Origin of the sequence: Chryseobacterium sp. Leaf405 (assembly GCF_001425355.1) — a bacterium.
Lineage (GTDB): Bacteria > Bacteroidota > Bacteroidia > Flavobacteriales > Weeksellaceae > Chryseobacterium.
Genome location: NZ_LMQN01000012.1, coordinates 752,758 through 766,237, shown reverse-complemented (window position 1 = coordinate 766,237; position 13,480 = coordinate 752,758). Strand labels below are relative to the sequence as shown.

The 13,480-nt window shown below is 35.9% G+C and carries 9 protein-coding genes; 2 read left to right on the top strand and 7 right to left on the bottom strand.

Features of this window, described 5'->3' with window-relative positions; all coding sequences use genetic code 11:
* Positions 1-113: 113 nt before the first annotated feature.
* From ASG22_RS09630 to ASG22_RS09600, 7 genes are all read right to left on the bottom strand, one after another.
* A complete protein-coding gene (locus ASG22_RS09630) occupies positions 114-3,725 on the bottom strand; it encodes a choice-of-anchor L domain-containing protein (RefSeq protein ID WP_055983399.1) in 3,612 nt (1,203 codons plus the stop codon).
* A 163-nt stretch (positions 3,726-3,888) separates the two neighbouring features.
* Positions 3,889-6,252 (bottom strand): choice-of-anchor L domain-containing protein, encoded by a 2,364-nt coding sequence (locus ASG22_RS09625; RefSeq protein WP_238586889.1) that lies wholly within the window; start codon positions 6,250-6,252, stop codon positions 3,889-3,891.
* Between the two features lie 238 nt (positions 6,253-6,490).
* Positions 6,491-7,021, bottom strand: a complete 531-nt coding sequence (locus ASG22_RS09620) for a DUF1003 domain-containing protein (protein WP_055983395.1) — start codon at positions 7,019-7,021, stop codon at positions 6,491-6,493.
* Between the two features lie 10 nt (positions 7,022-7,031).
* Complete coding sequence (locus ASG22_RS09615) at positions 7,032-7,799, bottom strand: TIGR02757 family protein (RefSeq protein ID WP_055983537.1); 768 nt, start codon at positions 7,797-7,799, stop codon at positions 7,032-7,034.
* 8 nt (positions 7,800-7,807) lie between these two features.
* Positions 7,808-8,722: a ribonuclease Z gene (locus ASG22_RS09610; RefSeq protein WP_055983393.1), complete on the bottom strand. Its 915-nt coding sequence runs from the start codon at positions 8,720-8,722 to the stop codon at positions 7,808-7,810.
* Between the two features lie 147 nt (positions 8,723-8,869).
* A complete protein-coding gene (gene rdgB / locus ASG22_RS09605) occupies positions 8,870-9,457 on the bottom strand; it encodes an RdgB/HAM1 family non-canonical purine NTP pyrophosphatase (RefSeq protein WP_185113798.1) in 588 nt (195 codons plus the stop codon).
* A 19-nt stretch (positions 9,458-9,476) separates the two neighbouring features.
* Entirely contained in the window at positions 9,477-10,310 is an 834-nt protein-coding gene (locus ASG22_RS09600; protein ID WP_238586888.1) for a CPBP family intramembrane glutamic endopeptidase, read from the bottom strand.
* 155 nt (positions 10,311-10,465) lie between these two features.
* Here ASG22_RS09600 and ASG22_RS09595 point away from each other — a divergent pair, with 155 nt between their 5' ends.
* Together ASG22_RS09595 and ASG22_RS09590 are read left to right on the top strand one after the other, a co-directional pair.
* Positions 10,466-11,650: an MFS transporter gene (locus ASG22_RS09595; RefSeq protein WP_055983389.1), complete on the top strand. Its 1,185-nt coding sequence runs from the start codon at positions 10,466-10,468 to the stop codon at positions 11,648-11,650.
* A 62-nt stretch (positions 11,651-11,712) separates the two neighbouring features.
* Positions 11,713-13,308, top strand: coding sequence for a peptide chain release factor 3 (locus ASG22_RS09590; RefSeq protein WP_055983387.1), 1,596 nt, complete (start codon positions 11,713-11,715; stop codon positions 13,306-13,308).
* The last annotated feature ends 172 nt before the right edge of the window (positions 13,309-13,480 follow it).

The window sequence follows — 13,480 nt, the reverse complement described above, 5'->3', positions numbered from 1 at the left end:
CAAATTTAATTTATTTTTAAATAAATCTCACATATATTTCACTTTTTTTGATATAAAAAAGCCTTTAGATAAAACTAAAGGCTTTTTCGTCAATTTACAGAAAGATTATTTATTTAATTCCTGTTTTTCAGTAATATCCATCCTGAACGGAGCTCTAATTTCTTGCTTGCAGGATTTTCCCATTGTACTCTGTACCAGTAAGTGGCCGTTGGAAGAGGAAGACTTCCTCTTAATGTACCGTACCATGACGTATCTCCTTTGCTTGCTTTAAATACTTCCTGACCGTATCTGTCAAAAATTGAAGCTGCAAAATTGTTATAATTGCTAATTCCCGTAAAGTCTACCGAATCGTTTTTACCATCAGAATTTGGAGTAATCGCATTGCTTACAATAAATGTGAAAAACTGTAATGTAGTAGAACATTTAGCATCTTTAACCCTAACGGCTAAATTATAATTGGAATTATCTAAAACATTATAGAAAATACTTGAATTCTGCCATGTTACCCCTCCATCAATTGAAAACTCTAAAATTCCGTTTGTTGGATTTGTCGTGGAGATTGTCAAAATATGATTTTCATACGCAACATTTGTAAACTGAGGCAAATCAGGATTTAATAACTGAGCACTAAAAACTTTCGAACAAGTCCCATTATTGATTGTTACAGAATACGTTCCCGGCGTATTAACAGAGATGGTCTGCGTTGTAGCTCCCGTACTCCAAAGGTAAGTATAACTTGGACCTGATGGTGCAGCTCCTGCATCCAAAACACCAAAGTCTCCCGCACACACATAAACATCCTGCAAAGTAGAAACAATTGCTGGTACCACTTCAATAATAATTTCTGTAGCATTGTTTACTCTACAGCCGTTTCCACCTAAAGCAAATACGCCATATGTTGTATTTCCAATTGCTGTTGGGGATACAACCTGAGTATTTCCATTTCCAGGTAATCCTACCCATTCATAAGTAATACCACCTGAAGCCGTTAATGTAACAGATTCTCCGACACAAATTTTAGTTTTCGAAGCCGATAAAACTGCTACAGGAGGTGCAACAATTATTGTAATACTTGCTGAGGTTGCAGAAATACATCCGTTAGCTCCAACAGCGTTTACAGTATATGTTGTATTTGATGTTGGTGAAACTACCTGAGTGTTTCCATTCCCTGGTAGACCGTTTCCCCAATTGTAGGTGGCACCGCCAGAAGCTGTCAAGGTAACAGATTCTCCGGAACAAATCTGCATAAAAGTAGATGTTAGCGTTGCTACCGGAAGTGTTGTATTTTGAGTTACCGTAACATTTGCGGTGTAAGTACAATTTAAATTTCCAGGTTGATTAATGTTTGAAACCGTTAGTGTATAAACTCCACCTGCGTTCACAACAGGAGTTAAAGTATTTGCACCAGAAACAATATTACCGCCACTTGTTGCCGTCCAAGCAATCGTAGAGCCTGCTGGAATAATCGATGTAGATGCATTTATTGTAGTTTGAGGTGTTGTACACGTTATTTGTTGAGTGGGATTGATTGTTAAAGTAGTCTGTGGAGTTGATGTTAACTGTAAAGTCACCACATATCTACACCCGCCTTTTATAACCAAAACATAAATCGTTTGTCCTCCTGCACTGTTAAAAGATGTCGGAACAGGAATCGTATTTGTATTTCCCGCATTAGCATCTGCAATATCCAAATAATAAGCAAAAGTAACACCTGGAGCTGTAGTAATTTGTGGTTGAGCTTCCGTTAAATCATAATTAATTCCTCCTGCCGCATAACATTTAAATAACGTTGCATTCTGCACTGTAATCGCCTGTGAAACCTGAATTGTTATTGTTGCAGGGTTTTGAGATACACAACCATTAGCACCAACTGCCGTTACTGTATAAGTTGTTGTAGTTGCCGGAGTTACTGTTTGTGTACTTCCGTTTCCTGGTAAAGCAGTCCAATTGTATGTTACGCCACCTGAAGCAGTTAATGTAACAGATTCTCCTGCACAGATCAGTATTTTTGAAGCCGTTAAACCCGTTGTTGGTGGAGCACTGTCACCCGTTACAGTTACGTTTGCAGTTGCTGTACAGGTAACATTTCCGGGCTGATAGGTATTGGAAAGTGTTAACGTATATGTTCCGGCTGTATTTATAACAGGATTTAAAGTATTTGCTCCTGAAACGATATTTCCGCCTGTCGTAGTCCAGCTAAAAGTAGTCCCTGCAGGATAAACTGAAGCAGAACCATTTAAGGTAATCTGCGAATTTGTACAAGTAAGTTGAGTCGGAGTAGCAATGGTAGCGACAAGTTCCGGAGCTTTTACTAATTGCAATTGGGCAACTTTAGAACAAAATCCAGTTTTCACTGAAACATATACTGTCTGCCCCGCACTTGGAAAAGCAGTCGGAGTTCCTATTGTATTTGTATTTCCTGCATTGGCATCAGCAAGATTTAAATAATATGCAAAAGTGGCCCCCGGAGTTGTACTTATTGCCGATTGAGCTGAAGTTAAATTAAATATAGCATTTCCCGGTGAATAACAAGCCGTTAAAGTTGCATTCTGTACCGTGGGAGAAGTTCCACCGACGACAGTAACTGTTCCTGTCCCCGGACACGAATTGCCAGGTAAAAATACCTGAACCGTGTAAACACCCGGCTGCGTTGCTGTATAAGAAGCATTGGTTGCTCCTGTAATCGGGTTATTATTTAAAAGCCATTGATATGTTGCGCCATTACCCTGAACTGATGCGGTAAAAGTCTGCGGTGCATTATCGCAAACATTTATTGATGACGGTAATGCTACCCCTGCAGGATTTAAAATCTGAACACCGATATCAAATGATCCCGCTTCTAAGAAAACAGCAGAATCAAAACTCGGATCCTGATAATCTGCCAAAACCATTTTGAAATGATAACTCTGTCCCGGAACTACACTTGCAGTAGCCGTTAACGGAACAGTGCGACCATTATAGTTTGTTTCAATACTTGTATTGTTATACCCGGCAAAATACGAAGCATTAATTGCTGAACAATTTCCGTTCGGTGTTGATATAGCAGGATGTATATTCGTCACACTTACAGGACCTGCTCCGCCCGGTAAAACAGCTAAATTGGTATATGCTCCACCTGCAGGTTTCAATAACAAAGCAAATCCATCACTTATCGTACAAGGATAATTCAATTGATATTCTTTAGATGCGAACAAATATCTGAAAGTTACCGTTGTAGAGGCAGGCACAAAATCAAATTCAATATATGTGGCATCTTTTAAGAAACTATTAGAAATATTCAAAGCTGTTGCAAGATCTACATCTCCTCCAGAAGGTAAAGGATCACTTAGATTTGCCTGAAAATCATTTCCTGCTTTTCTTGCGAATCCGGTAGTAAGAACGATACCTTTCGCAAAAGGAAAGTTGGTCGTCGCTTTGCTGAAAAAGCCCCAACTTCTGTCTGGATTTGTAACTGCTAAATTGGGAGAAACAACTACATTACTTACATTAGCCGCCGAACACGCCCCACCTCCACTGATAAGAACATCTTTTACCAATTGTGTGACACTATAATTAGATTCAGGATAACCGGCAGCATTAACATCGATAAAGGCTCCGGCTTTCATTGTTGCAGAACTGGCTTTTGTCACCATGTCTTTACCGCTTCTGCTTTGGGCAAAAACGATATTTCCTGCAAGAACTAAAAATAAAGCCAAAAATAAACTTCTCGTCCTCCTATTTAACATTTTATATTATTTTAAACAAAAATACTATTTTTTTTGATTGAAAATTAACCTAAAAGAAATACATTGACAGCAATTGGTCTTTTAACCTGTTAAAATATCAATTCTTATTTACTTCAAAACGAAAAAAAAGGCTAACAAATTGTTAGCCTTTTTTTATTATTTTTTATTCAAAATTCTTTAATAATATCCATCCTGTTTTCACAATCGGTTTTTTACTTGCCGGATCTTCAAAACTTACCTGATACCAATAAGATGCCGTATTAAGAGGCTTACCCTGGAAGTATCCGTCCCAATAAGGTGTTAAGCTGCTTGCTTTATATACTTCTCTTCCGTAGCGGTCAAAAATTGAAGCTTTGAAATCTTTATACATATTTACTCCTCTGAAATCGATAATATCATTACGGTTATCTCCGTTTGGAGTGATTGCGTTCTGCATTACGAAAGTGAAATATTCTAAGAATCCTACACAACTTGTCTTTTTAACCCTTACTCTGATAGAGATAATAGTATTTCTAGGAACATTTGTAAAGATATTAGAATTCTGCCATGTAACTCCATTATCAACTGAATATTCTAATGCTCCGTTGCTTGGGTTACTTGCAGTAAGAACCATTGTTCCGTTTTCATTATAATTAACATTAATGATTTCCGGAATTATTGCCTGAATAACCTGAGTGGTATATACTTTTGTACAAACTCCGTTATTAATTGTCACAGAATAAGTACCCGGAACACCTACTGTAATTATCTGGCTGTTATCTCCTGTACTCCATGTGTAATTATAGTTTGGTCCTGTACCCGCATCTAATGCGATAACGTCTCCCTCACAAATCATTCCTCCTGATAACTGAGAAGTAATTGCAGGTACTACTTCAATTATAATCTGTGCAGGTTGTAAAGAACGACATCCTTGTGCCCCGATTGCGTACACGGTGTAAGTGGTAGTCTGAGTCGGTGATACGGTTTGTGTAGCTCCGGTTCCGGACAATCCAGCCCATTCGTATGTTACTCCATTGGAAGCTGTTAAAGTTGTAGATTCTCCGGCACATATTTTAACTTTTGTAGCTATTACCTGCGCAATAGGAGTTGCTTCTTTTCTCAGTGTTAAAGTGACCCTTTTACTACAGAAAGATCCGTTTGAAACCACAACATGTAAAACCTGCCCGTCATTTCCGTTATAACTGCCAAGTAAAGTTGGATTAATATAATTATTATTCTGTGCAATAGCATCTGCCTGATTGATATAATAACGTACAATTGCAGTTGTTGAAGTTGTAATCAACGGGGTTGCATCATTTAAATTGAATGTTGATAGTGATGGTGTTGTACAAAGTTTTAATGTAGCATCCTGAGCAGGAGGTGTCGTACCTCCGATAATTGTAACACTTGCAGTCTGACACTCAGTTCCACCAACAAACGTTTTTACGGTATAAACGCCTGGCTGCGTAGCGGTATAGGTTGCACTGGTTGCTCCCGGAATAGCCACTCCATCTCTGTACCATTGAAAAGTCATATTCGGAATTGCGGCTACCTGTGCTTTTAAAAGCTGAGGTGTATTATCACACATATTTACAGTAGTCAACTCAGTTCCGTTTCCATCAACAATAGTCATCCCAATATCGAAAGATCCTCCCTGAAGAAAAACGGCAGAATCATAATTTTGATCTCCAGCATCGGCTAATACCATTTTAAAATGATAAGTAACCCCTGGAGTTACATCTGCAGTAGCAGTTAGAGGAATTGTTCTTCCGTTATAATTGGTTACTTCAGGTTTATTTGGTCCGTTGTTGTACCCCGCAAAATATTCTTCGTTGAGTGCGCCGCACGAAAGAATTTCATCATCAAATCTTCTGTCAGGACGAATGTTGGTAACCCTTACAGGTCCCGCACCTGCGGGAAGAACTGCAACATTTACATAAGGTCCTCCCGAAGCAGGTCTTATCAATAATGCAAATGCATCCGAAAAGTCACATGGATAGCTTTGATAATATTCCTCAGAAGCGAATATATAATTAAACTTTACCTGATTTGAACTTGGAACAAAGTCAAACTCTAAATAAACGGCATCATTTAAACCCTGAGTAATACCTGTCGCTGCTACCAGATCTGCGTCACTTTGCCCAAAGGCAATTTGTCCTCCTAAATTCTGATAAAAGTTAGGATCCGTATCTTTCGTTACATTTCCTGCTTCTCTGGCATATCCGGTAGTTAATACAATTCCGTCGGTGAACGGAAAATCAGTTGTTGCTTTATTAAAATAACCCCAAAATCTATTATTGTTGTCAACAGCATGATCAGGGCTTATATGTACATTTGTAACATTTGATGCTATACATGAAGAACCGCCGCTAATTAAAATATCCCTTACAAGCTGCTCTGCAGTGTAGGTAGATGCTGCATATGGAGGAACATTAACATCTATAAATTTCCCCGCTTTTTTCGCAAGAATCTCTTTTTTTGTTTTTTTATGTCCTAATAATTTCCTATTTTTCTGAGCATACATACCCGTAGAGATCAAAAAGGACATTAATAAAATAATGTAGTTTTTTAGTCTATATATTGACATTTTATTGTTGTTTGTTCAAAATTACTATTTTTTTTCATTTAAAAATCAACCAAATAGATATAATTAACAACAATAACTCAAATTTTTTAAATTCTAATCTGATTCTAATTTCATTTTAATTTTAAAACAAAAAAGACTAATCTACAATTAGCCTTTTTAAGAAATATATTATTTCCTGTTTCTATATATTAGTATAAAATTAATCTTTTTTAAGCTGATCTATCATATTTTGAAGTTCCTGTATTTTATCTTTTAAAGATTTAATTTCATTTTTGTTGGAACTCACATTACTCTTCAATATTACATTTTTTGCTCTCTCGTTATGATCTTCATCGTCTTCATCTTCATTAATTTCTTCAATATCTTCCTGAATGTCTTCAATATCTTCATTAATTTCTTCAATATCTTCACTGATCTCTTCAATGTCTTCACTAATTTCCTCAATATCTTCCTGAATATCTTCAATATCTTCCTGAATATCTTCGATTTTTTCGTGACTTTTATTCACCGACATTTGGATGAAAATAGCCAGATAAATAGCTTCTAGAGAAACAACTGTCGTCAGAATCAACAACATTTTATCAAACTCAACGAGATGAAGCAACGGCAGCAAAAACGAAATAACAAAAAACAAGGTATGCACAATAAGCGACGGAATAGAGCCTATCCACCATGTAATACCGTTAGCAATTTTCTCTAAAACCTCAATTTTATCTTCGTTGTTTTTCATTGCAATTTGTTTATAATAATTCTTTAGTTACTCCCAACCCGAATAATGCAAAATCATATTTGGCAGGATCTTTTTCGTCAAATTTCCTGATAATAAGATCCAGTTCTTCCACTGTCTTCCAATCATTTTGGGTTCTTGAAATTAACCCTAATTTTCTTGAAATATTTCCTGTATGAACATCCAGTGGAATCGAAAGATACTTTTGATCAATATTCTCCCAAATACCAAAATCTACGCCACGTTTGTCATTCCTTACCATCCAGCGAAGAAACATGATGATTCTTTTGGTTGACGAATTTTTATAAGGTGAACTTACATGCTTATGCGTTCGGTGTTTTTCAATTCCAAGAAAATCACTTCTGAATCTTTCAATAGCATGTTGAAAATTTGTTTCAGAATCATTTACCTTAAATAACTTTTCCAGACTTTCATTTTCAGTGTAAATCCTATTGAACTGTTTGATAAAATAGGTGAAATCTTCACCGTTAAAAGTTCTGTGAATACTTTTTCCCTGAATATCTTTTAAATCCTTTTCAGAATAATTCAACACAAAATCATAAGGAGAATCCCCCATAATATCGAGCATTTTCTCTGCCGATTTTATGATTGCTTTTCGGTTTCCCCAGGAAATTGTTGCTGCCAGAAAACCTGCAATTTCAACATCCTGTTTCAAAGAAAAACGGTGCGGAATCTGTATCGGATCATTTTCTATAAAATCCGGATGATTGTACTGATCTGCCTTTTCATCTAAGAAGATTTTTAATTCTTCAAACTTCATCATACATTTTAAATTTTCACAGCTTCCAGAGCTTTTGGTAAATATGAATTGGGGAAAATGGTTCTTGCTTCATCCGTAAACACAGTTAGATCACTATATCTGTTGGAGAAATGTCCTAAAATTAATTTTCCTACAGCTGCTTTTTGTGCAATTGTTGCCGCTTCCAGAGCCGTAGTATGACCTGTATAATCTGCCATTTCCTTTAAATCATGTAAAAATGTAGATTCATGATACAAAACGGTAACATTTTTAATAATCGGGATTACACTTTCCAAATATCTTGTATCGCTACAGAAAGCATAAGAAACGGGCGGAGCGGGATCAATTGTAAGTATTTCGTTTTTGAGAACATACCCATCACTTAATATAAAGTCTTTTCCCGCTTTAATATGATGATAATCACAAGTTTCTATTTCACTGTACTTTGCAATTTCCTTCATATTAAGATGCCTGTCTTTTGGCTTTTCTTTAAATAAATACCCATTGCAGTAAATCCTGTGATCCAAAGGAATGGTGTAAACCTCCACTCTGTTATCTTCATAAATTTTTTCCGAGTAATCCTTATCCAGTTCATGATAAACCACCTCAAAACCACGATGCGTTTCAGTAATGGTAAAAATGGTATCCAACATTTTTTTAATTCCTTTAGGACCGTATACGTGAAGTGGAGTATCTCTTCCCAACAGCCTAAAAGACGCAATAAGCCCCGGCAGACCAAAGCAATGATCACCATGAAGATGAGAGATAAATATGTGATTGATCTTCGAAAATTTTGCTTTTGCTTTTCTCAACTGAACCTGAGTTCCTTCTCCGCAATCGATCAGAAAAGACCGCTCTTCCATTTCGAGAAACTGTGCAGTCGGAGAAGAATTAATTGTGGGAATCGCCGAATTAAAACCTAATATCGTTAAATAAGTACTCAAATCAATAGTTTATATAAAAACAAATGTACGACAGATTTTTAACTTAAACACTGTCATTCTGAACGTAACAAAGTTGTAGTAAAGAATCAAATTTATTAATTCAAAAGATTCTTCCTTCATCAGAATGGAAAATTAACCTTTAAAAAATCACTTTTTCAATTTTAAGAAATCTAAAAACAAATCTAATGCCTGTTTTCTGTGACTTATTTTATTTTTATTTTCAGGTTCCATTTCAGCAAAAGTGATTTCATGACCTTGCGGAACAAAAATCGGATCGTAACCAAAACCTTTGAAACCTTTATTTTCCGTCAATAAATTCCCATGAACTCTGCCATCAAAATATTGCGCTCCTTTTTCGTCATAATAACATAAAACGGTGATGAAATAAGATTTTCTGTTTTCAATATCTTCCATTTCGCTTAACACTTTTTCGATATTCTTAGCAAAATCGTGGTCTCCTGCATAGCGTGCTGAAAAAATTCCGGGTCTTCCGTCTAAAGATTCCACAACCAAACCGCTATCGTCTCCCAAACTTGGAATTCCTGTTTTTTCGAAGCAAAATTTAGCCTTAATTAGAGCATTAGCGTTAAAAGAATCACCATCTTCAACAATTTCATCATGAATATCGTAATCAGCCAGACTTTTTACGACAAATTCACTGCCTAAAATCTGTTGAATTTCCTCTTTTTTATGTTCGTTGTGTGTTGCTACCAATAATTCCATATCCGTTTTCATTTTTAAATTTATTTTTATCTCAAATATCAGAATAATGCACTTTATTTTTCTTCATAAATAAATAGCAAAACAAAGAAAAAAGTACAATTCCTATGATTAATATTTCCCATTCCGGGATTTTAAAAGCCTGTGCAAAACTTTCGTTTTTAGTATATGTCACCAATAATGTCGAACAAAGATTGTTAAAACCGTGCAATAACATGGGTAATAATAAAGATTTTGTTTTATAATATACCAATCCCAAAACGCCACCAAGCAAAGTTGCTCCTACAAACTGCCAGGGATTGCCATGAATTAAACCAAATAGAAGACTGGAAAATAATATTGCTTTCCAGGGTTCTACTCCTTTATTCATTAAGCCTTTCTGAATAATTCCTCTGAAAATTATTTCTTCAAAAATCGGTGCCATAATTACAGCCGTAATTACCATTAATACAGGATCATCGGTAAGACCTGACATCAAATTTTCAAAAAACTCATAATAATCTCCAAAAAAAGGTCCGGTTGTAGGAATCTGTGCCGTAAAGAATTCACCGATAAACATCATTCCCAACATCATTGGAAAAATCAATAAGTATGTATAAAAATTAGTCGGTGAAAAATTAAAGTTCAGCTTTTTCCCTGTTTTTGGACGTACAATTAAAAAATCGAAAGCCGCAATCACTAAACAGAACACAATTGCATTCGATAGCATAAGAAACCATGGTTTTTGCATAAAATCAAGCCTGAAAATAAATTTCCCGGCAACTCCTACAAAGCCAACGATCACACTTCCTATAATATAACCTATTAGAAGAACCAAACCGCCAAACCAGTCGAATATATATTTAGGAAATTTAGATTGCTGCATCATAAAGTCTGATTTTTTTAACGAAACAAAGATAACTGATTTTATAGAATGGTAAAGGATTATAGGAATTTTGAATGATAAGTATTCCCATTTTATTGGCTTTATTATTCTGATAAGACATTTTTGTGGAGTATCTTTGCACCTTAATTTTTTTCAACATGGATAATTTAGTAAATCGGTCAGAGAATGTTAATTTATCCTTGATTACTTATGTATGTTTTACGTTTGTAGGATACTTTATCATAGGATTATCTCTGTCTGTTCTTCCGATTTTCATCAGTAAAAGTTTAGGATTCAGTTTGGTGATTGCCGGAGTGGTCATCAGTTTACAATACGTTTCTACCTTTTTTCTAAGGGCGTATTCCGGGAAAATCATCGATGGAAAAGGTCCAAAACCTGCCGTATTATTCAGTATGCTGAGTTTTTCCTTAACCGGAATTTTTCTGATTATTGCATATTACTTTAAATTTTCACCTTTTACCAGTCTTTCATTTTTGGTGGTTACACGTTTACTCACAGGCTGTGCCGAAGGAATGATTGGCGCAAGCCCTATCAATTGGGCAATTATGGCGGTTGGTGAAAAACATACGGCAAAAATTATTTCTTATAATGGCGTTGCGTGCTACGGAGCCTTGGCAATCGGAGCTTCTCTGGGAATTATAATTGAACAAAAATTCAGTTTATACGGAATCGGAATTCTTTCTATTATTTTGGGAATTACAGGATTTCTTTTCGCAAAAACTAAAGAAAATAAAACCAATATCAACAAAAAAGAAGTTCAGTCTTTCTGGAAAGTTTTAGGAAAGGTTGCTCCTTTCGGAGTTTGTCTTGCGTTGGGAGGTCTTGGTTTTGCGAGTATTTCTACGTTTATTACTTTATATTACAATTATTTTCACTGGAATAATGGTGCTTTATGTTTATCCGTTTTCGGAGGACTTTTTGTTGCAGGAAGATTGGTTTTCAGCAATGTTATCAATAATTATGGCGGAATAAAAGTGGCGATTGCCTGTCTTTTGGTAGAAACAATCGGGCTTTTGATAATCGCTTTTGCTACGAATTCTCAAATGGCACTTGTAGGAGCCGGAGTTACGGGATTAGGATTTTCATTAATTTTCCCTGCGCTCGGTGTTGTTGCCATAAAAAGCGTTTCCCCTTCAAGTCAGGGGTCTGCGTTGGCAGGGTATGGACTTTTCATCGATCTTTCATTGGGTGTTGCCGGACCATTAATTGGTGGCGTTGCAGATATTTATGGAATGAATTATATTTTCCCTTTCAGTTCAGCAATGGTTTTTGTGGGATTAGGATTAGCTTTTTTATTAAAAAGAAAGTCTTCTAAGAATTAGATTTAAAAACATATTTTCAGGATTCGACAAAATTCACGATTTTTGCAACTTCAAAATACGATATGTCAGACTTAATCAAAGAAATAGAAAAAAGAAAAACCTTCGGAATTATCTCTCACCCCGATGCCGGAAAAACCACTCTTACAGAGAAGTTACTGCTTTTCGGAGGGGCAATTCAGGAAGCGGGTGCGGTAAAATCCAACAAAATAAAAAAAGGAGCCACCTCCGATTTCATGGAAATTGAAAGACAGAGAGGGATCTCCGTGGCAACTTCCGTGTTGGCTTTTGAATACAGAGATCACAAAATCAATATTCTGGATACTCCGGGGCACAAAGATTTTGCTGAAGATACTTATAGAACGTTAACAGCCGTTGACTCTGTAATCGTTGTTATCGACGTTGCAAAAGGAGTTGAGGAACAAACGGAAAAATTGGTTCAGGTTTGTAGAATGAGAAACATCCCGATGTTGGTTTTCATTAATAAGCTTGACCGTGAAGGTAAAGACGCTTTCGATTTGCTGGATGAAGTTGAGCAGAAATTAGGATTAACGGTTTGCCCGCTTTCTCTGCCGATCGGTATGGGAAGCGACTTTCAGGGAATTTATAATATCTGGGAAGACAATATTCAGTTATTTTTGGAAGAGAAAAAACAGAAAGTTGGTGATTCTATTAAGTTTGACGATATTAATGATCCTAAAATAGATGAGGTAATTGGAGAAAAAGCAGCAAAAAATCTTCGTGAAGAATTAGATTTGATTCAGTCTGTTTACCCGGAATTTAATCGTGAAGATTACATGAAAGGTGATTTACAACCGGTTTTCTTTGGTTCTGCTTTGAATAACTTTGGAGTTCGTGAGTTATTGAATGCTTTTATCGACATCGCCCCGATGCCACAGCCAAAAGAAAGTGATACCCGTTTGGTAAAGCCTGAAGAAAGTACTTTCACAGGATTTGTTTTCAAAATTCACGCAAATATGGATCCGAAACACAGAGACCGTCTGGCTTTTGTGAAAATTGTTTCGGGGACTTTCAAAAGAAACGAAAATTATTTATTGGTAAGAGAAGGCAAAAAAATGAAATTCTCTTCTCCAAACGCATTCTTTGCAGATAAAAAAGAAGTCGTTGACGAAAGTTTCCCGGGAGATATTGTCGGACTTCACGATACAGGAAGTTTCAGAATCGGTGATACGTTGACAGGCGGTGAAAAATTAAGCTTTAAAGGCGTTCCTAGCTTCTCCCCGGAACATTTCAGATATATTAATAACAGCGATCCTTTAAAGGCAAAACAATTGGCAAAAGGCATCGATCAGTTGATGGATGAAGGTGTTGCTCAGTTATTTACCCTTGAAATGAACAATAGAAAAATCATAGGAACAGTGGGTGCGCTTCAGTATGAAGTTATTCAATATCGTCTGGAGCATGAATATGGCGCAAAATGTACCTACGAAACACTTTCTATGCACAAAGCTTGCTGGGTTGAAGCGGATGAAAAATCTGATGAATTTAAAGAATTTGCAAGATTGAAACAAAGATTTTTGGCAAGAGATAAATACAATCAATTGGTTTTCCTAGCTGATTCTTCTTTCACCATTCACATGACACAAGAGAAATTCCCGAATGTAAAATTGCATTTTATCAGTGAGTTTCAGAATGCTTAAGTAAATTAACTTTCAAATATATAAATCCGCAGAAAAATTTCTGCGGATTTTTTATTTATGATAAAATTTGATTTTCAAAATCAAAAATAATTCTTGTAAAACGCTTGTAAATTAATTTTAAACAACTGATTTTAAATTAAATACAATTTTACCACCTAAATACATTCCTTTT